Origin of the sequence: Streptomyces inusitatus (assembly GCF_014651115.1) — a bacterium.
In the GTDB taxonomy this organism is placed as follows: Bacteria; Actinomycetota; Actinomycetes; order Streptomycetales; family Streptomycetaceae; genus Streptomyces; species Streptomyces amakusaensis.
This window is the reverse complement of sequence record NZ_BMWG01000007.1, coordinates 222798-249225: the sequence shown is the minus strand read 5'-3', so window position 1 is coordinate 249225 and position 26428 is coordinate 222798. Positions and strand designations below refer to the sequence as shown.

The 26428-nt window shown below is 73.3% G+C and carries 20 protein-coding genes; 11 read left to right on the top strand and 9 right to left on the bottom strand.

The annotated features are described in order from the left end of the window. Window positions 1-148: 148 nt before the first annotated feature. The 3 genes from IE247_RS14905 to IE247_RS14895 all read left to right on the top strand — a co-directional run bounded on the left by IE247_RS14905 (window position 149) and on the right by IE247_RS14895 (window position 3106). Entirely contained in the window at window positions 149-1216 is a 1068-nt protein-coding gene (locus IE247_RS14905) for a S1 family peptidase (RefSeq protein ID WP_190123566.1), read from the top strand. Window positions 1217-1353: 137 nt separating this feature from the next. Next, complete coding sequence (locus tag IE247_RS14900) at window positions 1354-2157, top strand: MerR family transcriptional regulator (protein ID WP_190123565.1); 804 nt, start codon at window positions 1354-1356, stop codon at window positions 2155-2157. 10 nt (window positions 2158-2167) lie between these two features. Further along, entirely contained in the window at window positions 2168-3106 is a 939-nt protein-coding gene (locus IE247_RS14895; RefSeq protein ID WP_190123564.1) for an aminoglycoside phosphotransferase family protein, read from the top strand. Window positions 3107-3132: 26 nt separating this feature from the next. On the opposite strand, the gene IE247_RS14890 is transcribed toward IE247_RS14895, so the two are convergent. From IE247_RS14890 to IE247_RS14880, 3 genes are all read right to left on the bottom strand, one after another. Beyond that, window positions 3133-5358, bottom strand: a complete 2226-nt coding sequence (locus IE247_RS14890; protein ID WP_190123563.1) for a 3-hydroxyacyl-CoA dehydrogenase NAD-binding domain-containing protein — start codon at window positions 5356-5358, stop codon at window positions 3133-3135. Between the two features lie 57 nt (window positions 5359-5415). Then, the gene (locus IE247_RS14885; RefSeq protein ID WP_190123562.1) at window positions 5416-6633 is read right to left on the bottom strand and encodes an acetyl-CoA C-acetyltransferase; all 1218 of its coding nucleotides are present in this window, start codon (window positions 6631-6633) and stop codon (window positions 5416-5418) included. 62 nt (window positions 6634-6695) lie between these two features. After that, on the bottom strand, window positions 6696-7838 hold the full coding sequence (locus tag IE247_RS14880; protein ID WP_190123561.1) for a CaiB/BaiF CoA transferase family protein: 1143 nt from the start codon (window positions 7836-7838) through the stop codon (window positions 6696-6698). A gap of 270 nt (window positions 7839-8108) precedes the next feature. Here IE247_RS14880 and IE247_RS14875 point away from each other — a divergent pair, with 270 nt between their 5' ends. After that, window positions 8109-9308, top strand: a complete 1200-nt coding sequence (locus IE247_RS14875; protein ID WP_190123560.1) for a saccharopine dehydrogenase family protein — start codon at window positions 8109-8111, stop codon at window positions 9306-9308. 12 nt (window positions 9309-9320) lie between these two features. Here IE247_RS14875 and IE247_RS14870 read toward each other — a convergent pair whose 3' ends face one another. After that, entirely contained in the window at window positions 9321-10013 is a 693-nt protein-coding gene (locus tag IE247_RS14870) for an endonuclease V (RefSeq protein WP_190123559.1), read from the bottom strand. Window positions 10014-10112: 99 nt separating this feature from the next. On the opposite strand from IE247_RS14870, the gene IE247_RS14865 reads away from it, so the two are divergent. Next, entirely contained in the window at window positions 10113-10412 is a 300-nt protein-coding gene (locus tag IE247_RS14865) for a YciI family protein (RefSeq protein WP_190123558.1), read from the top strand. Here the strand turns inward: IE247_RS14865 and IE247_RS14860 are convergent. Continuing rightward, window positions 10409-13594 carry an AfsR/SARP family transcriptional regulator gene (locus IE247_RS14860; protein WP_190123557.1) on the bottom strand — a complete coding sequence of 1062 codons (3186 nt, stop codon included), beginning with the start codon at window positions 13592-13594 and terminating at the stop codon, window positions 10409-10411. The genes IE247_RS14865 and IE247_RS14860 overlap by 4 nt on opposite strands. A gap of 119 nt (window positions 13595-13713) precedes the next feature. Here IE247_RS14860 and IE247_RS14855 point away from each other — a divergent pair, with 119 nt between their 5' ends. The 3 genes from IE247_RS14855 to IE247_RS14845 are packed head-to-tail and all read left to right on the top strand — an operon-like array spanning window position 13714 to window position 15947. Then, the gene (locus IE247_RS14855) at window positions 13714-14616 is read left to right on the top strand and encodes an NAD(P)-dependent oxidoreductase (RefSeq protein ID WP_190123556.1); all 903 of its coding nucleotides are present in this window, start codon (window positions 13714-13716) and stop codon (window positions 14614-14616) included. Then, window positions 14609-15529, top strand: a complete 921-nt coding sequence (locus IE247_RS14850) for an NAD(P)-dependent oxidoreductase (protein ID WP_190123555.1) — start codon at window positions 14609-14611, stop codon at window positions 15527-15529. Before IE247_RS14855 ends, IE247_RS14850 begins: the two co-directional genes overlap by 8 nt. A gap of 49 nt (window positions 15530-15578) precedes the next feature. Continuing rightward, on the top strand, window positions 15579-15947 hold the full coding sequence (locus IE247_RS14845) for a hypothetical protein (RefSeq protein ID WP_190123554.1): 369 nt from the start codon (window positions 15579-15581) through the stop codon (window positions 15945-15947). A gap of 61 nt (window positions 15948-16008) precedes the next feature. Here the strand turns inward: IE247_RS14845 and IE247_RS14840 are convergent, their stop codons facing one another. Together IE247_RS14840 and IE247_RS14835 are read right to left on the bottom strand one after the other, a co-directional pair. Continuing rightward, window positions 16009-19263, bottom strand: a complete 3255-nt coding sequence (locus tag IE247_RS14840; protein WP_308433232.1) for a S8 family peptidase — start codon at window positions 19261-19263, stop codon at window positions 16009-16011. Window positions 19264-19594: 331 nt separating this feature from the next. After that, window positions 19595-19951 (bottom strand): winged helix-turn-helix transcriptional regulator, encoded by a 357-nt coding sequence (locus IE247_RS14835; protein ID WP_190123609.1) that lies wholly within the window; start codon window positions 19949-19951, stop codon window positions 19595-19597. Window positions 19952-20077: 126 nt separating this feature from the next. Here IE247_RS14835 and IE247_RS14830 point away from each other — a divergent pair, with 126 nt between their 5' ends. Continuing rightward, window positions 20078-20731 carry an NAD(P)-dependent oxidoreductase gene (locus tag IE247_RS14830; protein WP_190123553.1) on the top strand — a complete coding sequence of 218 codons (654 nt, stop codon included), beginning with the start codon at window positions 20078-20080 and terminating at the stop codon, window positions 20729-20731. 28 nt (window positions 20732-20759) lie between these two features. Here IE247_RS14830 and IE247_RS14825 read toward each other — a convergent pair whose 3' ends face one another. Then, window positions 20760-22499, bottom strand: coding sequence for a glycosyltransferase (locus IE247_RS14825; protein WP_229869120.1), 1740 nt, complete (start codon window positions 22497-22499; stop codon window positions 20760-20762). 162 nt (window positions 22500-22661) lie between these two features. Further along, window positions 22662-23792: a WD40/YVTN/BNR-like repeat-containing protein gene (locus tag IE247_RS14820; RefSeq protein ID WP_190123552.1), complete on the bottom strand. Its 1131-nt coding sequence runs from the start codon at window positions 23790-23792 to the stop codon at window positions 22662-22664. 180 nt (window positions 23793-23972) lie between these two features. On the opposite strand from IE247_RS14820, the gene ssgD reads away from it, so the two are divergent. Together ssgD and IE247_RS14810 are read left to right on the top strand one after the other, a co-directional pair. Next, the gene (ssgD, locus tag IE247_RS14815; protein ID WP_190123551.1) at window positions 23973-24389 is read left to right on the top strand and encodes a spore wall synthesis regulator SsgD; all 417 of its coding nucleotides are present in this window, start codon (window positions 23973-23975) and stop codon (window positions 24387-24389) included. A 333-nt stretch (window positions 24390-24722) separates the two neighbouring features. Next, window positions 24723-26372 (top strand): ABC-F family ATP-binding cassette domain-containing protein, encoded by a 1650-nt coding sequence (locus tag IE247_RS14810; RefSeq protein WP_190123550.1) that lies wholly within the window; start codon window positions 24723-24725, stop codon window positions 26370-26372. Window positions 26373-26428: the final 56 nt, after the last annotated feature.

The window sequence follows — 26428 nt, the reverse complement described above, 5'->3', positions numbered from 1 at the left end:
GTTTCCCCGCGGACGGCGAGCGGAACCGATGATTCCATGCACCCTTGTGTGCATGACAGGGCCATGCCACATTGAATCCGGCGAGCCGGACTCTGCCGGCCCCTGCTTCTCGGCACCCCCCACGGACCATCCCGAAGGAGAAGCCTCCATGAGACGCACGCTTCGCGCGCGCATCTGCCTGTCCGTTCTGCTCACCCTCCCCGCCCTCGGCCTCGGCGCCGGAACCGCCGGAGCCGCCCCGGAACCGACGCCGGAGCCCGGTGTCACCGCCTCCGCCACCCAGTACGCCCTCGACACCCGGCTGGAACGTTCCCTCGGCGAGAACACCGGCGGCTCCTATCTCGACCCCGCCACCGGCGAGCTGGTGGTCACCGTGACCGACGCGGCCGCCGCCGAGGAGGTGCGCGCCCAGGGCGCGCGCGCCGAGATCGTCGAACGCGACACCGCCCAGCTCCAGGACGTCATGGCCGTACTGGAGTCCCGGGCGAAGATCACCGGCACCTCCTGGGGCATCGACCCCTCCGTCAACCAGGTCGTGGTGGAGGCCGACCAGTCGGTCTCGGCCCGCTCCCTGGCCAGACTCAAGGCGGTGGCCGCGGTCCTCGGCGACGCCGTGCGGATCGACCGGGTGCCCGGTGTCCTCACCCGCGAGGTGCTGGGCGGGGACGCGATCTACGGCGGTGGCTACCGCTGTTCGGCCGCCTTCAACGCCACCGACGGCACCGACTACTTCTTCCTGAGCGCCGGTCACTGCACCAACCTGGCGACCAGCTGGTCGGCGACCTCCGGCGGCCCGTCGATCGGGACGGTCGAGGGCAGCACCTTCCCGACCGCCGACCACGGTGTCGTGCGGTACACCGACGGCTCCCAGCCCCCCGGCACCGTCAACCTCTACAACGGCTCCTCGGCGGACATCACCTCCTCCGCCGACGCGATCGTGGGACAGGCCATCCAGAAGAGCGGCTCGACCACCCGGCTGACCAGCGGCCGGGTCACCGCCGTCAACGTCACCGTGAACTACAGCGACGGCCCGGTCTACGGCATGGTCCGCACCACGGCCTGCTCGGCGGGCGGCGACAGCGGCGGCGCCCACTTCTCCGGCTCCACCGCCCTGGGCATCCACTCCGGCAGCTCGGGGTGCAGCGGCACCGCCGGTTCCGCCATTCACCAGCCGGTGAACGAGGCGCTCGGCGCGTACGGCGTCAACGTGTACTGACCCCGCCGGTCCGGGGCGGGGCCGCCCGGCCCCGCCCCGGACCTGCCGCTGCCACGCCTTTCACCGGGGCGGTGCGACAGCAATACTGTTGCACCGGGCGCCGATCGAGGACCGGCCGGGGAAAGCGAGGTGCGGCGATGGCGACCGAGGCCGAGGAACCGACTCTCACCGTCGACGAGCTGGCCGCGCGGGCCGGGGTGACGGTCCGGACCATCCGCTTCTACGGCAGCCGGGGGCTGCTGCCGCCCCCGGCGATCGGTCCGCGCCGGGTCGGCCGCTACGGCCCGGGGCATCTGTCCAGGCTGGCCCTGATCGAGGAGTTGCGGCACCAGGGGATGACGCTCGCCGCGATCGAACGCTATCTGGAGCGGCTCCCGGAGGATCTGAGCCCCCATGAGCTGGCCCTGCACCGGGCCCTGGTCGCCTCCTGGGCACCGGATCCCGCCGAGCGGACCGCCCACGCCGAGCTGGAGCGGCGGGCGGGCCGGCCCCTGGCCGAGGAGGACGTCGACCGGCTCGCGGCGATGGGAGCGCTGCGGCGCGCGGAAGAACCCGGGTGCTATCTGGTCGACCCGGGGCTGCTGCGGCTCGGGGTGCGGCTGCTGGACGTGCCCATCGGGTACGAGACGATCCTCGCGGCCCGCACCGTGCTCGCGGAGCACACCCGCTCGGCGGCCCGCGAACTGACCCGGCTCTTCCGGGACGAGGTGTGGGAGCCGTACCGCGAGCGGGAGCCCGATCCGGAGCAGGTCGCGGCCATGCGCTCGCGCTCCGCGCCCATGCGCCCGCTGGTGGTCCAGGCCCTGGTCACCGCCTTCCAGCGGTCGTTGGGAGAGGAGCTGCGGACCGCGTTCGGCACCGGGGGCGAGGACACGGCGGAACACCCGGCCCCGCCCCCCGCCCGCGACAACTCGGTGGCCGCTCCCGCGTCCGGTCCGTGATGATCGGCGGATGACTCGATACGTACCCGAAGTGCCGTCGCTGGTCCGGCGGAAGGCCGCCGCGCTCGGCCCCGGGGGTGAGCGCTGGCTCGCCGGGCTCGGCGCGCTGGTGGCCTCCCTGGAGGAGCGGTGGTCGATCACCGCGGTCGAAGCACTGGACGGCGGCAGCGAGGCGCATGTGGTGCGGGTGCGGACCGCCGAGGGGCGGGACGCCGTGCTGAAGCTGGCGTTCCCGGGGCCGGAGGGGCTCGGCGAGGCGCGGGTGCTGCGTGCGGCGGAAGGGCGGGGGTACGCGCGGCTGCTCGCCCATGACGCCGGGCGGAGCGCGCTGCTCCTGGAACCGCTGGGGCCGTCCCTGGCGGAGTCGGACCTCGGCCCCGAGCGGACGATCGAGGTGCTCTGCCAGACCCTGCGGGAGGCCTGGCGAACGCCCGTGCCCGCCGGAGTGCCGACGGGCCCCGGGACGGAGAAGGCCGCTCGGCTGGGGCGGCTGGTCGCCCGGCTGTGGGAGGAGCTCGGCCGCCCCTGCTCGCGGCGGGTGGTGGACCGGGCGCTGCTCTTCGCCGAGCGGCGCGCGGCCGCGTTCGACCCGGCGCGTTCGGTGCTGGTGCACGGCGATCCCCACCCCGGGAACGCGCTGCGGGCGCCCGTGCCCCGGGCCGGGGCCGAGTCGGGGTTCGTCTTCGTCGACCCCGAGGGGTTTCTCGCCGATCCGGCCTACGACCTGGGGGTCGTGCTGCGGGACTGGTGCCCGCAACTGCTGGCGGGGGACGCGGGGGCGCTGGCCGGGCGGTACTGCGAACTGCTGGCGGGCGGTACGGGGGTGGACGAGCGGGCCGTCTGGGAGTGGGGCTTCCTGGAGCGCGTCTCCACCGGGCTCTACACCCTCCACCACGGTGCGAAGGACGTTTCCCGGCCGTTTCTGGAGACCGCCGAGCGGCTGGTGTGAGACCCCGGGCCCCGGCCCGCCGACTGCTACCCGTCCTGGCCGCCGAAGCTCTCCCCGCGCCCGGCCTTCGCCAGCAGCAGCGTGGGCGGCTCGAACCGCTCGCCGTACCGCGCGGCCAGTTCGCGCGCCCGGGCGGCGAAACCCGGCAGGCCGCCCTCGTACCCGTCGATGTACTGAAGCACCCCGCCGGTCCACGGCGGGAATCCGATGCCGAGCAGCGAGCCGATGTTGGCGTCGGCGACCGAGGTCAGCACGCCCTCCTCCAGACAGCGCACGCTCTCCAGCGCCTCGGAGAAGAGCAGCCGCTCCTTCAGATCGGCGAACGGGAACTCCGCGTCCGCCCGGGTGAAGTGGGTGCGCAGCCCGGGCCAGAGCCCCGCGCGCTCGCCGTCCTCGCCGTAGTCGTAGAAGCCCGCCCCGCCGGCCCGGCCGGTGCGCCCGAACTCGTCCACCATCCGGTCGACGACCGCGTCCGCCGGGTGCCCGGTCCAGATACCGCCGGACTCCTCGACCGCCCGGCGGTTCTCCTCGCGGATCGCGCGCGGCAGGGTGAGCGTCAGCTCGTCCGTCAGCGAGAGCACCTTGGCCGGGTAGCCGGCCTGGGCGGCGGCCTGTTCGACGGAGGCGGGCTCGACTCCCTCGCCGACCATCGCGACGCCCTCGCTGATGAACCTGCCGATGACCCGCGAGGTGAAGAAGCCGCGCGCGTCGTTGACCACGATCGGCGTCTTGCCGATCCGCCGCACCAGGTCGAAGGCGCGGGCGAGCGCCTCGTCGCCGGTGGCCCGCCCCTTCACGATCTCGACCAGGGGCATCTTGTCGACCGGGGAGAAGAAGTGCAGCCCGATGAAGTCGGCGGGCCGCTCGACGGACTCGGCGAGCAGACTCACGGGCAGGGTCGAGGTGTTGGAGCAGAGCAGCGCGTCCGGCTCGACGATCCCCTGGATCTCCCGGAACACCTGGCGCTTGAGGGCGGTGTCCTCGAAGACGGCCTCGATCACCGCGTCGCACCCGGCGAGATCGGCGGGGTCGGCGGTCGGGGTGAGGCGCGCGAGGACCGCGTCGCGCTCGGCCGGGGTCGTACGGCCCCGGGCGACCGCCGCGTCGAGCAGGCGCGCGGAGTGCGCCCTGCCGCGCTCGGCGGCCTGGAGCGAGACGTCCTTGAGGACGACGTCGAGCCCGGCGCGGGCGCAGGAGTGGGCGATGCCCGCGCCCATGGTGCCCGCGCCCAGGACGGCGACCCGGCGCACCGGGCGCGGCTCGACGCCCGCCGGGCGGGCGGCCCCGGAGTTGACGGCCCGGAGGTCGAAGAAGAACGCCTGGATCATGTTCTTGGCGATCTGTCCGGTGACCAGTTCGGTGAAGTACCGGGCCTCGACGGTCTGCGCGGTCTCGAAGTCGACCTGCGCTCCCTCGACGGCCGCCGCGAGGATGGCCCGGGGCGCGGGGCCGGGCGCGCCCCCGGTCCGCTTGCGCAGATTGGCGGGGAAGGCGGGCAGTTCGGCGGCGAGCCGGGGGGTGGCGGGGGTGCCGCCGGGGATGCGGTACCCCTTGGCGTCCCAGGGCTGGGCGGATTCGGGGTGGGCGTCGATGAAGGCGCGCGCCTTGGCGAGCATCTCGTCGGCGGTCGTGGCGACCTCGTGGACCAGCCCGTTCTCCAGCGCCCGCCGGGGGGTGTGCCGGACGCCCTGGAGCAGCACCTTGAGCAGGGCGTCGGCGATGCCGAGGAGGCGTACGGAGCGGGTGACCCCGCCACCGCCGGGCAGCAGTCCGAGGGTGACCTCGGGCAGGCCGATCCGGGAGCCGGGCGCGTCGAGCGCGATGCGGTGGTGGCAGGCGAGGGCGATCTCGTAACCGCCGCCCAGGGCGCTGCCGTTGATCGCGGCGACGACGGGCCTGCCGAGGGTCTCGATCCGCCGCAGGGCGTGCTTGACGGCCATGGAGGCGTCGAAGGCCTCCTGGGCCTGGCCCGGACCGATTCTGATCAGGTCCTTGAGGTCGGCGCCCGCGAAGAAGGTCTTCTTGGCGGAGGTGACGATGATGCCCCGGATGGAGTCGCGCTCGGCCTCCGCGCGCTCGGCGATCGCGGTGAGGGAGTCGCGGAACGCCTGGTTCATGGTGTTGGCGGAGTTCCGGGGGTCGTCCAGGACGAGGGTGACGACACCGCTCTCGTCCCGCTCCCAGCGGATGGCGGCGGTCCCCGTGTGCTCGGGGTGCTCGGGGCTGGTGATCGGTTCCGTGCTCGCGCTCATGGCGGGGTCTCTCCAGGAGGTCGTCCGGTCGGAAGGGGCTGAGGGCTCGGGCGGCGGCTAGACGACGCGCTCGATCACGGTGGCGATCCCCATCCCCCCGCCGACGCAGAGCGTGGCGAGGCCGTACCGCTTCTCCCTGCGCTCCAGTTCGTCCACGAGGGTGCCGAGGATCATCGCCCCGGTGGCCCCCAGCGGATGCCCCATGGCGATCGCGCCGCCGTTGACGTTGACGATGTCCAGCGAGACGCCGAGATCGCGGGCGAAGCGCAGCACCACCCCGGCGAACGCCTCGTTGATCTCGATGAGGTCGATGTCGTCGATCGTCAGCCCGGCCCTGGCCAGCGCCTTGCGGGTGGCGGGGGCGGGGCCGGTGAGCATGATGGTCGGCTCGGAGCCGGAGACGGCGGCGGAGACGATCCGGGCGCGCGGGGTGAGCCCGTACCGCTCGCCGGTCTCCTTCGAGCCGACGGCGACGAGCGCCGCGCCGTCCACGATGCCGGAGGAGTTGCCCGCGTGGTGGACATGGTCGATCTTCTCGACCCAGTGGTACTTCTGGAGCGCCACGGCGTCGAAGCCGCCCAGGTCGCCGATGGTCGCGAAGGCCGGTTTGAGGGCGGCGAGGCTGTCGGCGGTGGTGCCGGGGCGCAGGTGTTCGTCGTGGTCGAGGACGGTCAGCCCGGCCCGGTCGCGGACGGGGACGACCGAGCGGGCGAAGCGGCCGTCCTTCCACGCCTCGGCGGCGCGCTCCTGGGAGAGGGCGGCGTACTCGTCGACATCGCGGCGGCTGAAGCCCTCAATGGTGGCGATGAGATCGGCCCCGATGCCCTGAGGGACGAATCCGACCGAGAGATTGGTCATCGGATCGGCGAACCAGGCGCCGCCGTCGGACGCCATCGGCACCCGGGACATCGACTCCACCCCGCCGGCGAGCACCAGGTCCTCCCAGCCCGAGCGGATCTTCATCGCCGCCATGTTGACGGCTTCGAGGCCCGAGGCGCAGAAGCGGTTCTCCTGCACCCCGGCCACCGTGTCGGGGAGCCCCGCCGCGATGGCGGCGATCCGGGCGATGTCGGAGCCCTGGTCGCCGACCGGGCCCACGACACCGAGCACGATGTCGTCCACGGCCGCCGGGTCGAGCCCGGGGAAACGGTCCCTCAGCTCGTGGATCAGACCGACGACGAGATCGATCGGCTTGGTGCCGTGCAGCGCGCCGTTGGCCTTGCCGCGCCCGCGCGGGGTGCGGATCGCGTCGTACACATACGCTTCGGTGCTCACGTCGACAGCCTTTCGGGGGTACGGGGGCGGGGGCCGGGTCGGACGGGGTACGGGGGCGGCCGTCACCCGGTGCGCGAGGGCAGGCCCCAGTCGCGGGCGACTTCGGCGCTGTCCGCGCCGGGCAGCGCGGGGCCGGTGCGGACAGCGCCGGGCGTCGCCGAGAAGCGGGGCGCGGGGGCGGGCTGGGTCACCCCGCCGTGGTGCACGAAGGTGCCCCGGGCGGCGAGATGCGGATGCCGGGGGGCCTCGGCGAGCGACAGCACGGGGGCCACACAGGCGTCCGTCCGGTCGAAGACGGCCGCCCACTGCGCGCGGGTACGGGTCTTGAAGGCGGCGGCGACGACCGTGCGCAGCTCGTCCCAGCGGGAGAAGTCCTTGCGGGCCGGGGCGTCGTCGGCGATGCCGAGGAGGCTGACGAACTCGTCGTAGAACCGCTTCTCCAGCGCCCCGACCGCCATGTATCCGCCGTCGGCGGTCTCGTAGCAGCCGTAGAAGGGGCAGCCGCCGTCGAGGAGGTTGGCCCCGCGCCGGTCCTGCCAGCCGCCCGCCGCCATCATCGCGTGGATCATGGTGGTGAGATGGGCCGTCCCGTCCACGATGGCGGCGTCCACGACCTGGCCCGCGCCGCCTTCGGCCCGGGCGTGCTGGAGGGCCGCGAGGACGCCGATGACGAGATAGAGCGAGCCGCCCGCGTAGTCGCCGACGAGATTGGCGGGGACGACCGGCGGCTCGTCGGGCCGGCCGATCATGCCGAGGGCGCCGGTGACCGCGATGTACGCGATGTCGTGGCCCGCCCGGTCGGCGAGCGGCCCGTCCTGGCCCCAGCCGGTCATCCTCCCGTACACCAGCCGGGGGTTGCGGGCGAGACAGGCCTCCGGGCCCACGCCGAGGCGTTCGGCGACGCCGGGCCGGTAGCCCTCGATCAGGATGTCGGCGCGCTCGACGAGGTCGAGCACCTGGGCGGGGCCGTCGTCGGTCTTGAGGTCGATCAGCACGGAGCGCTTGTTGCGGTTGGTGAGATCCCGCGCCGGGTCGATGGCGAGCCCCGCGCCGCCGGGCCGGTCCACACGGACGACATCGGCCCCGAGGTCGGCGAGGAGCATCGCGGCGAACGGACCGGGTCCGATGCCCGCCAGCTCCACGACGCGGACCCCGGCGAGCGGGCCGTTCCCCGTCGGTTCCGTCGTGGTCGCGGTCGTGCTCATCGAGCCCCCAGCTTGGATATGACACAACTGATGTAACACCAGCGATGGTAAGAACACGTTTCAGTACATACAAGGGGCGGGCCCGGGCGGGGCCCCTGATTCACCCCCGACGGGACCGGTTCGCGGCGGGTTACGGCGCGTTCGCGGCGGGTCGCGGCGGGAAAGTCACCAGGGCCCTCGGCCCGATTCGCGTCTTCTTCGCGGGTGCTCCCGCGCGCTAGCCTCAGCCACTGACCACAGCGCGCGAAAAACGGAACGCCGGAGGAGCCAGTGAACAGGCAGGACGGAACCGGTCGCGCGAGGCGTCCCTACGACATCGTGCTCTACGGGGCCACAGGGTTCGTCGGCGTGCTCACCGCGCGGTATCTCGCGGCGCACGCGCCCGCCGGGTGCCGCTGGGCCGTCGCGGGCCGCAGCAGGGCGAAGCTGGAACGGCTGCGCGGCCTTCTCGCCGCCGATTACCCCGGCTGCGCGGAGCTGCCGCTGATCGAGGCGGACGCCGACGACCCGGAGGCGCTGCGGCGGCTCGCCGGCTCCGCCGAGGTGGTGGCGACGACGGTCGGCCCCTATCTCTGGTACGGCGAACCGCTGGTCGCCGCGTGCGCGGAGGCGGGCACCGACTATCTCGATCTGACCGGTGAGCCCGAGTTCGTGGATCTGATGTATGTGCACCACGAGGCGCGCGCCCGCGAGACGGGGGCGCGGCTGGTGCACGCCTGCGGCTTTGACACCGTGCCCGGCGATCTGGGCGTGTACTTCACCGTGTCGCAGCTGCCCGAGGGCGTGCCGCTGCGCGTCGACGGCTTCGTCAGCTCCAACGGGACCTTCTCGGGCGGGACGTTCGCCTCCGCGCTCAATGTGATGAGCCGGGGCAGGCAGTCGTTGCGGGCGGGGCGGCAGCGGCGGCTGCACGAGCCCCGGCTGGTGGGGCGGCGGGCCCGGTCGCCGATCGGCGGGCCCCGCTACAGCCGGGAGGCCGACGCCTGGGCGCTGCCGCTGCCGCTGCTCGACGGGCAGATCATCACCCGCTCGGCGCGGGCGCTCGAACGGTACGGCCCGGACTTCCGCTACCGGCACTACGCGGCGGTCAAGACGCTCCCGATGGCGGTGGGCGGGGTCGCGGCGGTGGGCGCGATGCTGGGCCTGGCTCAGCTTCCCGTCGCCCGGCGCTGGTTCTCGGACCGGCTCAAGCCGGGCGAGGGCCCCGACGAGGAGCGCCGGGCGCGGAGCTGGTTCTCGGTGCGGTTCGTGGGCGAGGGCGGCGGCCGGACGGTGTGCACGGAGGTGTCGGGCGGGGATCCGGGGTACGACGAGACGGCGAAGATCTTCGCCGAGTCCGCGCTGTGCCTGGCCTTCGACGAGCTGCCGAAGACCTCCGGGCAGGTCACCTCCGCCGCCGCGATGGGCGACGCACTGCTGAACCGCCTCCAGGCGGCGGGGATCCGCTTCCGGGTGGCGGCCCGGCGCTGACGCCGCCGCCCCTCAGAGGACGGCCGCCGCCAGGGCCTCGCGGCAGAGCCGGTCCGCCCGGCGGGTGGTCTCCGGGAGCCGGTAGCGGGGGGCGAGGAGGAGGGTGTGCGCGCAGGCGGTGTCGAGGGCGGTCCGATGGCCGGCCGAGACATAGACCGGCTTGACGCCCGGCTGGGTGCGCAGCGCCCGGCCGACCTCCTCCCCGTCGTCGGCGCGGAGGGGCGCGGTGTCGCCCCGGTGCGGGCCGAGTTCGCCGTGACCGAAGACGAAGGGGTTCTTGGCGACGCCGATGGACGGGAGTCCGGTGAGTACGCCGAGATGGCTCGCGAGTCCGAAGCGGCGCGGGTGCGCCCGGCCGTAGCCGTCGCAGACCACCAGCCCGGGGGCACGGGTCAGGGACCGCAGCGCGGCGAGCACCGCCGGCAGTTCGCGGAAGGCGAGCAGCCCGGGGACGTACGGGAAGGCGACCTTGCCGACGGCGGTGGACTCCTCCACGACGGTGAGCGTCCGGGCGTCGACGACCACGGCGGCGGCCGCGACGACACCCCGGACGTCGTCGTACGCCACATCCACCCCGGCCACCGTGCCGGTGCCGGGCTCCGGCCCGGTCTCGTCCAGGACCACCCGGGCGCGGAGTTCGTCCTGCACTGCCAGCGCGCGGGCCTCGTCGGCGGGCCAGCCCTCGGGTATGTCGATGATCGTCATGGTGCCCCCACACTATGCGCGCCGCGCCTCGCGCGCCGCCTCGGTGCCGTCCGTCCGGGCCCCCCGGGGCCTCGCCCGAGGTGGCGTAGCCTGGCGGTCATGTTCGTACTGGAGTTGACGTACACCGCCCCCGTCGAGCGCGCCGACGCGCTGATGGAGGCGCATCTCGCCTGGCTGGACGCGCTCTACGAGGAGGGTGTGTTCATCGCCTCGGGGCGCAAGAACCCCCGTGACGGCGGGGTGATCCTGGCCGTCGGCGACGACCGCGCGCGGATCGAGGAGATCGCGGCGGCCGATCCCTTCACCGTGGGCGGGGTGTGCGCGTACCGGATCACCGAATTCTTCACGACGCGCACCGCCCCGGCGCTCGCCGCCTACCGCCAGTCGCCGCCCGCCTAGGTCACGCTTTCGAAGCCCTGTCCGTCCGCCCAGACGTCTTCCGGGGCGTCGGGTGTCGAGAATTCGGCGGTGAACGCCTCTCTGCCCAGGGCCGCGAGGACACGGGCGGTGACGCGGTCCACATCGGCTCGCTCGGCCGGGGGCAGGGGGGCTCCGGAGGCGGCGCGGGCGCGGGAGGCCATGCCGAGGAGGCGGGCGGCGCGCGTGGGGTGGTTGGCGAGGGAGTGGGCTCCGGCGAGGCCTTCGTGGGCGAGGGCGACGGCCCGGGGGTCGCCGCCGGCGCGGGCGACGGTGAGGCCCCGGCGGTGCAGGGTGAGGGCCTCGGTGGCGTCGCCGCGCTGTTCGGCGAGGAAGCCGAGTTCGGCGAGGAGGAGCGCGGGGCCGGGGCCGAAGTCGACTTCGCGGTGCCAGGCGAGGGTCTTGCGGAGATGCTTCTCGGCGAGGTCGAGATCGCCGGCGCGGCGGGCCCCGAGGGCGAGGCCGATCTCGGCGTGGATCTCCCCGGCCGCGTAACCGTGCTCGGCGGCGCGGGCCATGGCGTCGCGGTGGAGTTCGGCGGCGCGGGCGAAGTCGCCGGTCAGCAGGGCGACGCGGCCGAGTCCGGTGAGCCGGTCGGCGGCGTCCGCCCGGAATCCCAGCTCTTCGGCGAGTCGGAGACCCTGTTCGTGCAGTCGCTCGGCGTGGGGGTAGTCGCCGTTGATGGTGGCGAGTGCCGCCAGCGGATAGGCGGTCTGGAGCTGCCCCCAGGGGTCGCCCAGCTCCTCGAAGAGCGCCTGGGCGTCCGTCGCGTCGCTCCGCACGGCGGCGAGGTCGCCCCGCAGCAGCGACTGGGTGGCCCGGGTGCTCAGCGCGGCGGCGGTTCCCCAGCGGTCGCCGTTCGTGCGGAAGCCGGTCAGGGCCCGGTCCACGAGGGTCTCGCTGCGGGCCAGGTCCTCCCCCGCCCTGAGCGCGGCGTCGCCGAGGAACCAGAGCGCCCGCGCCGTGCCGGCCTTCGGGTCCGGGTCGTCGGCGCGCTCCTCCGCTTCCCCGGCCCCGGGTACCGGAGCCTTCCGGGCATCCCCGGCCAGCAGGGCGAAGCCCTCGTGCCACAGGGCGAGACTCCGCGCCTCCCCGCTCTCCCCCGCGTCCCCCGTCTCCCCGATGACGCGCAGAGTGTCGCCGAGCGAGCGCCGGGCCTCGCTGAGACGGCCGCGCAGAAACCAGTACCAGGTCGAGGCGAGCGCCATGCGGGCCGCCCCGGCCGTGTCCTTCCTCCGTACGGCCCACTCCAGCGCCGTGCGCAGATTGGCGCTCTCCTGGTCGAGACGGGTCAGCAGGCCCAGCTGTTCGGGGCCGTGGAGCCGGGCCCCGGCCCGCTCCATCAGCCGGGCGTAGTGGGCGTGGTGGCGCCGGCCGACGGTCTCGGACTCGCCCGCCTCCGCGAGGCGTTCCAGGGCGTACGCGGCCACGGACTCCGGCAGCCGGTAACGGGGGCCGTCGGCCACCGTGACGAGTGAGCGGTCCACCAGCCGGATCAGCGGGGTCAGAACGTCCTGGTCGCCACCGTCACCACCGTCACCACCGTCACCGTCTTCGCCGTCTTCGCCGCCGCAGACCGCCTCGGCCGCTTCGAGGGCGCAGCCGTCGGCGAAGACGGACAGCCGTCGCAGAACCGTCCGTTCGTCCTCGCCGAGGAGTTCCCAGCTCCAGTCGATCATCGCGCGCAGGGTCCGCTGGCGGGCGGGCACGCCCCGGCGGCCGCCCGCCAGCAGCCGGAACCGGTCGTCCAGCCGGGCGGAGAGCTGGTGGACGCCGAGCGCGCGGACCCGGGTGGCGGCGAGTTCCAGGGCGAGGGGTATCCGGTCGAGGCGGCGGCAGATCTCCGCGACGGCCTCCGCGTTCCGCGCGGTCACCGTGAATCCGGGGGCGGCGGCAGCGGCGCGCTGGGCGAACAGCCGCTCGGCGTCGGCCTGTGGCAGGGGCGGCACCGTCCAGACCGTCTCCCCGGCCAGCCCGATCGGCTCCCTGCTGGTGGCCAGGACGCTCAGCCCGGGAGCGGCGGCCAGGATCCGGCGGATGACGTCGGCGGCCGAGTCGATGACATGTTCGCAGTTGTCCAGCAGCAGCAGGAGCCGCCGGGAGCGCAGCGCGTCCTCGATGCCCGCCGCGCCCTCCTCGCGGATGCCCAGGGCGGCGCTCAGTTGCTCGGCGACGTCCATGGATCCGGCGAGGCCGACGGTCCGGACGCCGTCGGGGCGGTCGGCGGCCACCCGGCGGGCGACCTCCTCGGCCAGCCGGGTCTTGCCGACGCCTCCGGGACCGGTGAGCGTCACCAGCCGGTGCGCGGTGAGCAGTCCGGTCACGGCGGACACCGCTTCCGCCCTGCCGATGAGCCCGGTGAGCGGGGCCGGCAGGGCGCTGTCACCGCGTTCGCGGGCGGCCGGGGCCCGCTCGGGCGTCTCGTCGTCGTGCCGGAGGATCGACCGGTGGAGCGCGGCCAGCTCCGGGCCGGGGTCCACCCCCAGCTCGTCGGCGAGCAGTTTCCGCAGCCCGGTGTAGGCGGCCAGCGCCTCGGACTGCCGGCCGGCCCGGTACAGCGCCCGGATGTGGACGGCGCGCAGCCGCTCCCGCAGCGGGTGACGGTCCGCCAGCTCGCCCAGCTCCCCGGTGAGCGCGTGGTGTTCGCCCAGTTCCAGCCGGGCTTCGGCGAGTGCCTCCAGCGCGGTCAGCCGCTGCTCCTCAAGCACCTCGGCCGCCGTGCGGAGGACTTCGACCTCTCGCAGACCGGCGAAGGCGTCCCCCTTCCACAGCGCCAGGGCGTCCGTCAGCAGATCCGCCCTGGCGCGCGGGGATCCGGTGTCGTACGCCTCGGCGGTCAGGGCGGCGAACCGGCGGGAGTCCACCCGCTCGGGCGCGGTCCGCAGCAGATATCCCGGAGCCCTCGACTCCACCAGCGCTCCGGCCCCCGTCCCGGCCCGTGCCAGCGCGGCGCGCAGCCGGGAGATCTTCGTCTGGAGGGCCCCGGCCGGGTTCCGGGGCGCGTGCTCGCCCCACAGCTGGTCCACCAGTTGGTCGGACGAGACCGTACGTCCCTCGTGAACGAGGAGGGCGGCCAGCAGCGCGCGGACTTTCGCCTCGGGGACGTCGACCCGTTCGCCGGTCGCCGTGGAGACGGTGAGGGGGCCCAGCACGGAGAAGTACATGACCGCACGGTAGCCGTGCGGGGCCGACAGCGGTCCGACAGGGGCCCGACAGCGCGGACGGGGAAGGTGGGACCCGGCCGAAGAGAACGGCTCAGAAGCGAAGGAGTCGAGGAGTGACCGTGAACGAGAACGTGAACGAGAACCACGAGCAGTCGGCGGTGTCGGTGATCGGCCTGGGCCAGTTGGGGACCCGGCTCGCCCAGGCGTTCCTCGGCGCGGGCCACACCACGACCGTGTGGAACCGTACCGCCGCGAAGGCCGACGCCCTGGCGGCGCAGGGAGCCGCCCCGGCGGCCGATCCGGCGGCGGCGGTCGCCGCGAGCCCTCTGGTCGTGGTGTGCCTGCCGGACTACCCGGCCGTCGAGGGCCTGCTCGGCCCGGTCGCGGACCGGCTGCGCGGCCGGACGCTGGTGAATCTGACCTCCGGCACTCCCCAGGACGCCGCCAGGGTGGCCGGGTGGGCGGCGGAGCACGGCGTCGGCTATCTCGACGGGGCCGCCATGAGCGGCACCCGGCTGGTCGGCCGCCCCGAGGCGCTGTTCGTCTTCAGCGGCTCCGAGGACGCCTTCGCCGCGCACCGGGAGGAGTTGGCGAGCCTGGGCAACGCGGTGTACCTCGGCGGCGACCCGGCGCTGGCCCCGGTGTACGACACCGCACTGTTCGGCCTGGTCTGGGGCGCACTCGCCGGTTTCTACCACTCCGTCGCGCTGGTGGGCACGGCGGGCGTCGACCCGACCGTCTTCACGGCGGTGGCGGGGGAGCACATGTCCTTCGTCACCTCGCTGATGACGGAGCACGCCCGTCAGATCGAGGACGGCGTATTCCCGGACGACGACGGCACCGTGGAGGTGCACCGGGCGGCGATGGACCATCTTCAGCACACCAGCGGGAGCCGGGGCATCGGCACCGAGGTGCCGGACCTGTTCAAGAGCCTGCTGGAGCGGGCGGCGGCGGACGGCCACGGCACGAGCGGTGTCGCGAGCGTCGTCGCGACCATCGCGAAGGGCGAGCGGAATGTCTGAGCGTACGAAGCAGCCCGTGACGGTCCTCGGGCTCGGCCGGATGGGCGCGGCGATCGCGGGCGCGTTCCTCGACGCCGGTCACCGGGTGACCGTGTGGAACCGTACCGCCGCGAAGGCGGACCCCCTGGTGGCGCGGGGCGCTCTGCGCGCGGCCACCGCCGCCGGGGCCGTGGCGGCCGCCCCGCTGGTGGTCGTGCCCCTCCTCGGCCCCGAAGCGGTACGGCAGGCGCTGGGCCCGGCCGCCGCCGCGCTGCCCGGCAAAACCGTGGTCAACCTGGCGAACAGCACCCCCGACGAGGCCCGGGAGATCGCCGCCTGGGTCGCGGAGCACGACGCCGACTATCTCGACGGGGCCATGATGGCCCTTCCCCAGACGGTCGCGACCCCTGACGGCTTCTTCCTCTACAGCGGCTCCCAGGAGGCCTTCACCTCCTTCCGTGCCGAGCTGGAGGTGATGTCGCCCGCGCACTACTTCGGCGCCGACCCCGGCGCGGCGGAGATCCACGACCTCGCCGTGCTGGGCACCGGCTACGCCGCCCTCGCCGGATTCCTGCACTCCGCCGCGCTGCTCGACTCGGTGGGCACCCCGCCCGAGGTCCTCGCCCCGCTCGCGGCCCGATGGCTCAACGGCATGGCCGCCTTCCTTCCCGAGCTGGCACGGGAGGCGGGGTCGGGGGCGTACGCGGAGGGCGTCTCCACCGTCGATCTGAACCGGGTCGCGGTCGACAACCTCATCCGGCTCAGCGCCGCGGGCGGCGTCGCCACCGACGTACACGATCCCCTCAAGGCCCTGCTGGACCGGCGGTCGGCCGACGGGCACGGACAGGACAGCTTCTCCAGCGTGTTCGAGCTGCTGCGGGCCCGGAACACCCCGGAGGGCGGGGGTACTCGGGTGCGGGGCCCGGTCGGCTGAGTACGGGCGCGGATACCGGTCGGGCGGAAGGCTGCGTAGCGTCCGCCCCATGGATCACACCGACACCGATACCGGCACCGCTGCCGAAGCCGCCGCTCCCGACCCCTTCGAGGCCCCTCTCCCCAAGAGCCTGCTGGTCCTTCTCGCCTTCGCGGTGGTGGTCTTCGGCGGTCTGGTGTGGCTGGTGGGACCACTGCTCGCGATCGCCTGCGACTCCTGCCAGGACGGCGTCCGGGGCTCCGTCCGCTTCATCGGCACGCTGACGGCGATCGCGCGGTACGGAGTGCCACTGGCCACACTGGTGACGGTTCTGGGGATCTTCACGGCCCGGCGCGGCGGCCGGGCGGGCTGCATCGGTCTGGCGGTACTCACGGTGCTGCTGGTCCTGATGCTGGTGCTCGGCAGGATCACGGGCTGATCCCCGCCGCCGGGCTCGGACCCGACGACGGGGATCAACGCTCAGCGGGAGAAAAGGGGATTTACTTGCCGAAGTAGGCGTTGTAGAGCGTCACGGTCCCCTTGTTGCCCTTCTTGTCGGTGACCACCGAACGGAAGGTGATCGCCTTGCCCTTCGCCGGATTCCCGACCGTCACCCCGCCCCGGGTGACCGGGAGCTTCTTCCAGGTCCTGCCGTGGTCGTAGGAGGCCGAGACCTCCAGCGAGCGAAGGTTCCCGCCCGCCGCCGCGCCCTGCACGGTGACCGGCACCCGCTGGGTACGGCCCGCCGGAGCGGTGCCGTCCGGGCTTACGGCCGCCTTCAGCCGGGCGACGGACACCGGCAGCGCCACCTTCTCCTCCGTGCCGGGCCGCTGCGAACGGAAGGTCCAGCTCGCGTCGATACGGCTGCCGGCCTTCGCCAGCTCCGGCGAGCGGGTGACGGAGGTGGACAGGGTGTAGGGGGCGTCGGCGGGGCCGACCGCGAACGATTCGTCGCCGGTGAGGGGATCGGTGTTCTCACCGATCCTGGTCTTGCCCCGGTGGAGGGTGGTCTTCACCGAGGAGTATTTGGACCCTCCGTAGTTTCCGGCGCCGTCCGAGAACACCCGCAGCGCGCCGGTGATGCTGTCCTCCTCACGGAAGACTCCCTCGCCCTCGGTGATCCGCGGTGCGAAGACCGGGGTGTTCATCGTTCTCGTGTAGGTCTTCCCCGGCCGGAATGTCTCGTCGCGCGGAAGGTGGTACGTGGTCTCGGGCTCGTCCTCGGCCTTGCCCTTGATCTCGCCGAACTGACTGGCGTAAAGCGTCCAGGTGGCTCCGTCGCCGCCGGAGAGATACAGGGTCCGGACACCGGGAGCCCGCTGAGGCGGCATGGTGCGCGCGAAGCCGGGCAGTTGGTGGGGCAGATCGCCGATCACCCAGACACCGGCCCGCTTGCCGGGGGCCGATGCGCCGAGTCGGAGCCGTACCTTGGCAAGGTCCCGGTCCTTGAAGCGCTTGACATGGCCGGTCGCGAGCCGCTGGACGACACCGCCGTGGACAGTGCTGTACTGAACCGAATCCCCCTTGCTCCAGTGGCCGGTCCAGGACTGGGTGAGCGAACCGTCGGTGATGTCCGGCCCCAGGTGCGCGGTCCTGAAGTTCTCGAAGGAGGGGAGAGCCAAGGAGCTGCCGATCGAGTCAAATCCGGGGACCTTTATTCTGTTGTGCATCGACACACTGAACGGCTTCGCCCCGGCGTCCGGGGGTGTGATGTCGACCGGCCGGGCAGTGCGGGCGTCGACGGTGAGCGTCATGTCCCGGTCCACGGAGAGTTCGGGCCGCGAAAGCACGTCCAAACCCTTGGTGGAATCAAGGGGATCCACTTCATTGACGGAATCCAGCGTGTACGCGCCCCGGGGCAGCCGGGTGGTGACAGTGCCGGACCCGTCTCCCGGCCTCAGCCAGTCCTTGTCTATTTTGCCCCCGGTGCCGACCGGGCGAATCCAGGTCCTGAAGTCCCGGCCCGGCTGCCCGTGCCGGTCGATGTGCCGGACGGTCAGATCGTACGACTCGACCTCGCGCTCCACACCGGCGGTGGTACGCACGCTCTGGCCGCCGCCGCTCGCGACGACGGTCGCGGCGTAGACGCCGTTGACGTCCCCGCCGAGCCGGGTGTCCGCCGTCAGCTCCACCGAGGCGGTGCCGCCCGCCGGGACGGTGATCCGGTTCCGGCCGAGGGTGAGGAAGCCCTCCGGAGCGGGCTTGCCGTCCGGTCCGACCGAGGTCACCGTCAGATCCAGGGTGAGGTCCTCGCCGCCGATGTTGCGGTAGGCGATCGAGCGGGTCACGGGGGTGTCGTCGGTGTGCGGATAGCGCTGTGTTCCGAACGTCACGGTCGACGGCTCGGCGAACACCCGCTGTTCCAGGGCCCGATCGGCCGCGACCCGGCCGGTCCCCTGCTCGAACGGCGTGTGCTGGTGCGTGCCGTTCTTCGCCGAGCCCGTCAGCGCGCTCTTCAGCTCGGCGGACTTCCACTTCGGATGCCGCTGCTTGAGCAGGGCCGCGGCACCGGCGACGTGCGGGGCGGCGATCCACGTACCCGAGAGGGGCACATAGCCGGGTGGATTCTGGTTCGGGGTGCCGGCGGTGGCAGCCGCGGTGATGTTCACACCGGGGGCGGTGAGATCGGGCTTGATCCCGCCGCCGAGACCTGGACCGACGGCGGAGAAGCCGGCGAGCCGGTCCTGCCCGTCCACCGCGCCGACGGTGAGCGCGCCCTCCGTCCGGCCCGGTGATTCGATCGAGCGCGGCTTCGGGCCCCGGTCACCCGCCATCACGGTGAACAGCACACCCCGCTCGGCGGTGACCCGGTCGATATGAGTCTCCAGCGGGTCACTCTCGGGCCGGCCGCTCGCGCTGAAGCTCAGATTCACGATGTCCGCGCCCTGGGCCACGGCCCAGTCGATCCCGGCGATGACCGCCGAAACCGTGGTGCTGCCCCCGTCGTCCAGCACCTTGCCGCTGAGCACCTCGGCCCCGGGGGCCACCCCCCGGTGAACACCGTTCGACGCCGCCCCGGTGCCCGCCGCGACCGACGCGACCTGAGTGCCCTGCCCGTAACGGTCCTCGCTGTCCGGGGAGCGGGAGAAGTTCCGCTCGGCGACGACCCGGCCCGCGAGATCCCGATGGGTCCCGTCGACCCCCGAGTCCAGTACCGCGATCTTCACCCCGGTGCCGTCGTACCCCGCCCGCCGGACCCGCGCCCCGGACCCGGCCGCATCGGCCCGAGCCTTACCGGGGTCAAAGCGAGCCGTGTACACCCCGTCCAGCGAGATCCGGTCGACCCCGGCGGCCGCGGTGCGCCCGTGCCCGCCGTCGGCGGTACGGGTGAGGGTCTCCCAGAAGGCGGCCGCGTCGCGGGCGGGCACGGTGACGGCGTCCGCGTTCAGCGAGGCGAGGCTTCGGGCCGTGGTCCCGGCGGCGGCGCGGATCCCGCTCCCGGCCTCCCGGCCGGCCGTGCCCCGGTAGCCGACGATCACCTTGACGCCGTCGCCGTAGACCGCCCGGCTCTCGCGGCTGTTCAGTTCGGTGATGTCGAAGAGGCGCTCGTCGAGCGTGCCGTCGCTGATGAGCCGCTGCGCGTCCGCGGGGATCACCAGGGTGCGCCCCTGCCCCGTCCGCGTGTGCATGGGCACCTTCTCGCGCCCCTGGGCGGGCTCGACGCCGACGACCCGGCCCCGGGCGTCGACCTGTACCCGGTCGCCGGTGATCAGCGTGATCCGATGCCCGGGTAAGCCCTTCTGCCCGGATCCCACAGACCCTTCCCCCACGGCCCGTTTCCCGGCGCTCCCCTCGGCCGAGGACGGTCCGGCCATTCCCGCCGACAGTGCGACGGCCACCGCTACAGCCGTGATGGAGACAAACGCTCTTTTCCTGCTTCTGCTCACATCTCTCCCTGGAGACAATCGAATCGGCGGGGCGGAGAATTCTCCGCCCCATCCATCGATCCGCAGTATTGACCCATTCCACGACGGGCTCCCAGAGTTCACGTGATGTACAAATCAAGCAGTACTCATCAAGGACCCGGCCGGGTAATTTCCTTATCGGTCTCCATAAGGAGGGACAATGAATTACCCGCCCCAGGTTCTACATCTCAGGTACCACTTCGCGGGCGTCGTGCGCGTCCCGGGCGTCGAGCAGCTCGGTCAGATGCGCCTGGGCCCACGCGCAGCCGGCGTTCAAGGGCACGAGGAGCGTGCGGCCGAGGGGGGTCAGCTCGTACTCGACCCTCGGCGGGATCTCGGCGTGGACGGTACGGGTGATCAGCGCGTCCCGCTCCATCGCCCGCAGCGTCTCGGTCAGCACCTTCGGCGTGATGCCGCGCAGCGGGACTCGCAGCTCGGAGAAGCGCCGGGGGCCGGTTTCCAGGCATCTGATGACCTTCGCGGTCCATTTGCCGCCGACGCGGATCGGCGGGGCGGCGTGGGTGCATCCGGCGAACATCTCGGGGTCGAGTGGTTGGCTCACCCTGGCGAGGGTACGTAACTATCTTTGCGGTAACCAAGGGGCCGCCGCCTAGCGTTCACCGCGTCGGCCGGCACTCCGCCGGCCCGGTCGGGCGGAGCCCTCATGAGCAGAATCGTCATCTTCGGAGCCGGTGGACGAGCGGGCCGCCACGCGGTCGCCGAGGCGGTCGCCCGGGGCCACGAGGTCACCGCGGTCGTACGGGATCCGGCCGGGCACCGGGATCTGACCGGCCCCGGTGTCGTCGTGGCCGCCGGGGACGTCACCCTGGCGGCCGGCGTCGCGGCGGTCGCGGCGGACCATGACGCGGCGATCAACGCCGCCGCCCGGCTCGACACCCCGTCGGAGCTGTTCTATGTGAACGCCGCGCGCGCCCTGCTGGAAGGTCTGACCCGTGCCGAGGTCGGCCGGCTGGTCCTGATCGGCATCGGGACCACGCTGGAGACCGCCCCCGGGGTGCCTTTCCACGACACCCCGGGTTTCCCCGCGGAGGCACGGGCCTTCTCCCTCGGGCACTCGGCCGGGCTCGAAGCGCTCCGCTCCGCCGAGACCGGCGTCGACTGGCTGGTGCTCGCCCCGCCGCCCGTCGTCCTGGACAACGGGGCGGCGCGCACCGGCCGTTACCGGACCGGCGACAGCCGGGTGCTGCCCGCCGGGGAGAACACGGCCGTCTTCTCCTACGCGGACCTCGCTGTGGCGCTCGTCGACGAGATCGAGAACCCGAGGCACCACCGTTCGCTGACCGCCGTGGGCTTCTGACGCTCCGCCGGACGGGCGCGGGCCGGTGTCATCCGACGGTGACGACCGTGGCCGTGCCGAGGACGCCCTCGGTGGGGATGCGCCGCTTCTCGGACGGGCGGCCGCCGACGAGGCGTTCGACCCCCGCCGCGCTCGGCTGGAGGCGGCCCCGTTCGTAGCGTATGAAGCTGACGCGGGTGCCGGACGGCGGTCCGTCCAGGGCGCGGTACTGGCGGTAGGTCATCGCGTCGCACCCGGAGTACCAGCCGCTCTCCGGCTCGTACCCGGTGACCAGCAGACAGGGCGCGCCCCCGGCGGCGGCCAGGGCGCGGGCCACCGGGACGGTGGAGCGGTGCTGGGACATGGGTCCGGGCATCGCTCCGTGCGCCACGACCTGGGCGGTGGCGGGGACGGCGAGCAGGGCGAGCGCCGTGACGGCGGCGAGGACGGGGCGTGCCACACCGTCGGCGAGGGTCGCGAGGGCGTCGACGCCGAGGACGGTCAGCAGGATGACGGAGAGGTAGATGAAGCGCGGCTCGCCGTCGGTCGCGAATCCGAGGAGTACGGGGACGAGCACGGCGGTGGCGCCGAGGAAGAGAATCCGGCGGTCCCTCACCGCAGGGCCGGCAGGGCCGACAGGACCGGCAGGGCCCGCGGGCGCGCCGTGTTCGCGGCGGGCGGCGCGCAGGGCCCGGGCCGCGCGGACGGTCGCCGCCAGCCCGGCGAACATGACGACGGCTCCGAGGTCCCCGGCCAGCCGGTAGGGGAATATGGCCAGGTAGTAGAGGAGTCCGTCGCCCATGAAGCTCCGCTCGGCCTGGGAAGTGGCCCAGGTGATGAGCCCGAGGGGCCATCCGGTGACCTGGGTGGCGTACACGAAGTGCGGTGTCAGGCCCAGCAGGATGACCGCGCCCGCCGCCGCGAGACGCCGTCCGTGGGCGAGCCAGGCGCGCGGGCCGTAGGCCAGCAGGGCGGCCAGGGCGATGGCGCACAGATTGCCCACCACTCCGAAGCGGAGATAGAACGCGGCGAGCACCACCGGGGGCAGGGCGAGGAGCGCACGGGAGGGTCCGGGGTTCTCGACGGTCCTGACCAGGATGAAGACGGTGACGAGCAACAGGCCGGTGCTGCCCGTGTCGTTGAGGAACGCCGGCATCCTGCGTAGAAAGCCCAGTCCGCCGAGGACGAGCAGCATGGCCAGGGCGGCGCGCCGGGGGGTGGTCCAGCGGGCGGCGATCGCGTATCCCAGGGTGAGGGTGGCCAGCACCAGCAGCAGACCGACCGCGCGCAGGGCCCCGACATCGGCGTGGACGCGCAGCGCCAGCGAGCCGAGCAGGGGCAGTCCCGGCGGGCGGTAGGGGCCCCAGCCCGCCGCCGGCGTCGAGGGGTCGGCCCAGGAGCGGGCCTTGTTCGCGTAGACCGACTCCTCGTGCCCGATCCAGGGTTCATGGTTCTGGAGCGCGGCCCACACGGCCACGGCCATGGCGAGGACCAGGGCTAAGGCCGCTCGTCCCGGGACGCGGGCGGCGACGGCCCGGAGCCGCTCGTGCCGGGCGGCCGGAGCGCGGCGGCGGCCCCGGCCCCACCACAGCAGCGGTGCGGCGAGCAGCAGCAGCGGCCAGGGCTGCCATCCGGGGAGGAGGCCGCCGCCCCCGGCGATCAGAAGGACTTGCTGACCGGCTGTCAGCGCGGTGCAGGCCAGCCCGCCGTACCAGGCCCATGTTCGTGCCCGGGCGGCCCGGGCAGGCCGGGCGGTGGTGACGGCGGGCGAAAGGGTGTCGGGGGCCATAGGGGGTTCTTCCGTCTCTGGTCGTGGTGCGGACCGTGTGCCACGTGCCACGGTGTCGCGTGTCGCGTGTCGCGTGTCGCGTGTCGCCAGAGAGAAGATACGGATATCGGACCGCCGGGTATTCCGGGTGCGGGCTTCCCGGAATACCCGGCGGGAGTGGTCCTACGGCCGGTCCCGGGGTTCGGCGCCCGCCTCCAGACGGGCGACGCGGCCCTTCTCACCGGAGGCCCAGCAGCCGAAGCCGGGGGCGCAGTCGACGGTGTCGTACGAGCCGGTGTCGACGGTGCGCCAGGTGCGGCCGCCGTTCAGGGTGAGATCGGTGCCGGTGGGGCCGACCGCGAGGGCGGTCGCGGGGGTGTGGGGCAGCCAGGCGACACCGGAGCGGTAGGCGGGCGGCGGCTGGGCCGACCCCTGCCAGGTGCGGCCGCCGTCGCGGGTGACCGAGGCGGCCCGGAGGGACGGCTGTCCGGTGCGGTAGTCGCCGCCGACGGCTATGCCGTGCGCGCGGTCGCGGAAGGCGAGCGCGAAGACTCCGCGCGCCGGGTCCCCGGCCGGGATGCCCGATTCGGCGGCGGTCCAGGTCACTCCCCGGTCTGCGGAGTGCAGCACCCGGCCCGTGGCCCCGCCGCCGGTCGCCAGCCAGACGTCCTTGGCGCCCGAGGTGACCAGGCACTGCCCACTGGCGGCGAACCCGGCCTCGCCCGGCTGGGCCTCGGGCATCCCGGCGGTGGGCAGCACCTGCCAGGAGCGGCCGCCGTCGCGGGTGGACAGGATGCGGTACTTGCCGTCCACGGGGTCGCTCATGGCGAGGCCGTTGCGGCGGTCGAAGAAGGCGACGCAGTCGTAGAACGCTCTGGGATCGGTGTTGCGGAACGTCTCGGTCCAGGTGTTTCCGCCGTCGGTGGTGCGGTAGACGCGGGACGCCTCGCCCTCCCCGATGGCGAGCACCACGGCCCGGTCGCCGTCGAAGGCCTCGATGTCGCGGAACTCCAGCCCGCGCGCCTCGGGCGGTGAGACATCGCGCCAGGTGCGCCCGCCGTCGGCGGTCCGGAGCACGGTTCCCCGGGAGCCCGCGACCCAGGCGGTGCTGCGGCTGACGGCCGCGAGCCCCCGGAAGCGCGCGTCCGTGCCGGTCTCCTTGAGGCTCCACCCCGGACCCGCCCGGCCCTCGTCCGCCGCCGCCGTCGGCGCGGGCGCGGGCGTGGCCCGTGCCGGAGCGGCGAGCACGGCGGCCACCGCCGCCGCGCACACCACTGCCGACACCATTCGTCTCGTCTTCCCCATGGACGTCATGGCGCTGGAAGCTAGCCCACCCGCCGGAGCCCGTCCAGAGGGGCGGGGCGGCCTGGGCACTCCCGTACCGGGCGGTGACACAGCTCACCCGGCCACACGATGACGCGACGGTCCCGCCCGACGTCTCTTCCACTGTCCGTTGAGTGCGTTTTACGTCAGCCGCGTGAGAAGGAGCCGGTTTTGTCCACCGTCATCGAACAGGCCGTGCAGGCCAGACTGGTCGCCTCCGCGCCCCGGATGGAGACCGTTCCGGCCACGCTCCGCTACGACCGGAAGGACCCCTTCGCCGTACGGATCGACTTCCCGGCGCAGGCGACGCTGGAGGGGACCGACATCACCTGGCGGTTCGGGCGGGAGCTGCTGGCGGCCGGCATCGAGGAGTCGGCCGGGGTCGGCGACGTAAGGGTGGCGCCGTACGGCTACGGCCGTACGGTGCTGGAGTTCCACGCCCAGGAGGGGGTGGCACTGGTGCATGTGCGCACCAGCGAGCTGCGCCGGTTTCTGCGGCGCGCCGAGGGGATCGTCCCCGGCGGCCATGAGCACCTCCTTCTCGATCTGGACCAGGATCTGACCGAGCTGCTGCGCGACGCCCGCTGACCGACCTCCGGTGGTGCGTGCGGGGCCGGGATCCGCCGGGGCCGGAAATTAATCCTTTGACACCCGCCCCCGCCCCTCCTTACGGTGGAACCGCTTCTGTTGCCGCCGATTGGAGAAGGACGTTGCTCGTCTGAGGTCTTGGGACACCGTGCGTCACCGCCGTATCCGGCGTGTGCGCGATGTGTGCGACCTCGGCGTTCGAGCCGTTCCTTCCGGCCGGGACACTCTCCGTCCCCTGCCGTGACCCTCGGCGAATCCTCGGCCCCGTCGTACGCGACCCCCGGTGTCTCCACCTGTTGCCCCCATCCACTCCACGCAACCGGGAGACCCGTTTTGGCTACCACCGCACCTCATGTTCTCTGCTCCTCGATCTCCTTCGCCTGGCCCGACGGCACCGAGGTCTTCGACGGCTTCCAGCTGGCCGTCGGCCCCGGGCGTACGGGGCTCATCGGCCTCAATGGGTCGGGCAAGTCAACACTGCTGAAACTGCTCGCCGGGGAGCTGACCCCGGCCGAAGGCACCGTCCGCGTCACCGGCGAGATCGGCTGGCTGCCGCAGAACGTGGTCCTCGACACCGCGCTGCGGGTGGACGAGGTGCTGGGCATCGCCGCCACCCGCGCCGCGCTGCACGCCATCGAGGCGGGTGACGCGAGCGAGCGGCATTTCACGGCCGTCGGCGACGACTGGGACGTGGAGGAGCGCGCCCGCGCCACCCTCGAACAGCTCGGCCTCGGCCGGATCGGTCTCGACCGCACCATCGGCGAGGTCTCGGGCGGCGAGGGCGTGCTGCTGCGGCTGGCCGCGCTGCTGCTGGCCAGGCCGGACGTATTGCTGCTCGACGAGCCCACCAACAATCTCGACCTGTACGCCCGGCGGCGGCTGTACGACGCGGTCGCCTCCTGGCCCGGGGTGATGATCGTGGTCAGTCACGACCGTGAACTCCTGGAGCTGGTCGATCAGATCGCCGATCTGCACGACGGCGAGGTGACCTGGTACGGCGGCAACTACACCGCGTACGAGGAGGCCCTCGCCATGGCGCAGGAGGCCGCCGCGCGCATGGTGCGCGTCGCCGAGGCCGATGTACAGCGGCAGCGGCGCGATCTGGAGGACGCGCAGGTCAAGCTGGCCCGCCGGAAGCGGTTCGGGAAGAAGATGCAGGAGCAGAAGCGGGTGCCGAAAATCGTCGCGAACGGCCTCAAACACACCGCCCAGGTCTCGGCGGGCCGCTACCAGGTCCTTCAGAACGAGAAACTCGCCCAGGCGAGGGAGCGGCTCGACGACGCGGTGGAGGCGGTCCGCGACGACGAGGAGATCCGGATCGAGCTGCCGCACACCGCGGTCCACCCCGGCCAGGGCGTGCTGCGGCTGGACGGTCTCGAACTGCGGCACGGCGGCCGGGTCGAGGGCCTTTTCGAGATCCACGGCCCGGAGCGGATCGCCCTGGTGGGCCGCAACGGCGCGGGCAAGACCACCCTGCTCCGCACCATCGCGGGCGAGCTGGCCCCGGTCGCGGGCGAGGCGACGGCACACGTACCGCTCCGCTTCCTGCCCCAGCGGCTCGATGTCCTCGACGACGAGCTGAGCGTGGCCGAGAATGTCGCCCGTACCGCGCCCACCGCGACCAACAACCGGATCAGGGCGCAGCTGGCGCGCTTCCTCTTCAAGGGGTCCCGTGCCGATCAGCCCGCCGGGACACTCTCCGGCGGCGAGCGCTTCCGGGCCGCCCTGGCGGCCCAGCTGCTGGCGGATCCCGCGCCCCGGCTGCTGCTGCTCGACGAGCCGACGAACAATCTCGACATGGCGAGCGTCCGGAAGCTGACAGCGGCGCTGGAGGGGTACGAGGGCGCACTCGTCGTGGCCGGCCACGATGTGCCGTTCCTGGAGTCGATCGGGATCACCCGCTGGCTGCTGCTGGACGACGGTCTCCACGACATCTCCGCGGAGGACGTCCGCGCGGGCAGGCTGCACCGGCCGGAGGTGTAGTGGGTCCCTTGTGAATCCTGCCGGGAATCCAGACAGAAGATGTCTGGATTCCCGGC

What these genes read in the sequence shown, in the direction of transcription:
- IE247_RS14905 (WP_190123566.1), top strand. Translation starts at nt 149, where the DNA reads ATGAGACGCACGCTTCGCGCGCGCATCTGCCTGTCCGTTCTGCTCACC.
- IE247_RS14900 (WP_190123565.1), top strand. Translation starts at nt 1,354, where the DNA reads ATGGCGACCGAGGCCGAGGAACCGACTCTCACCGTCGACGAGCTGGCC.
- IE247_RS14895 (WP_190123564.1), top strand. Translation starts at nt 2,168, where the DNA reads ATGACTCGATACGTACCCGAAGTGCCGTCGCTGGTCCGGCGGAAGGCC.
- IE247_RS14890 (WP_190123563.1), bottom strand. Translation starts at nt 5,358, where the DNA reads ATGAGCGCGAGCACGGAACCGATCACCAGCCCCGAGCACCCCGAGCAC.
- IE247_RS14880 (WP_190123561.1), bottom strand. Translation starts at nt 7,838, where the DNA reads ATGAGCACGACCGCGACCACGACGGAACCGACGGGGAACGGCCCGCTC.
- IE247_RS14870 (WP_190123559.1), bottom strand. Translation starts at nt 10,013, where the DNA reads ATGACGATCATCGACATACCCGAGGGCTGGCCCGCCGACGAGGCCCGC.
- IE247_RS14865 (WP_190123558.1), top strand. Translation starts at nt 10,113, where the DNA reads ATGTTCGTACTGGAGTTGACGTACACCGCCCCCGTCGAGCGCGCCGAC.
- IE247_RS14860 (WP_190123557.1), bottom strand. Translation starts at nt 13,594, where the DNA reads ATGTACTTCTCCGTGCTGGGCCCCCTCACCGTCTCCACGGCGACCGGC.
- IE247_RS14850 (WP_190123555.1), top strand. Translation starts at nt 14,609, where the DNA reads ATGTCTGAGCGTACGAAGCAGCCCGTGACGGTCCTCGGGCTCGGCCGG.
- IE247_RS14845 (WP_190123554.1), top strand. Translation starts at nt 15,579, where the DNA reads ATGGATCACACCGACACCGATACCGGCACCGCTGCCGAAGCCGCCGCT.
- IE247_RS14835 (WP_190123609.1), bottom strand. Translation starts at nt 19,951, where the DNA reads ATGTTCGCCGGATGCACCCACGCCGCCCCGCCGATCCGCGTCGGCGGC.
- IE247_RS14830 (WP_190123553.1), top strand. Translation starts at nt 20,078, where the DNA reads ATGAGCAGAATCGTCATCTTCGGAGCCGGTGGACGAGCGGGCCGCCAC.
- IE247_RS14825 (WP_229869120.1), bottom strand. Translation starts at nt 22,499, where the DNA reads ATGGCCCCCGACACCCTTTCGCCCGCCGTCACCACCGCCCGGCCTGCC.
- IE247_RS14820 (WP_190123552.1), bottom strand. Translation starts at nt 23,792, where the DNA reads ATGACGTCCATGGGGAAGACGAGACGAATGGTGTCGGCAGTGGTGTGC.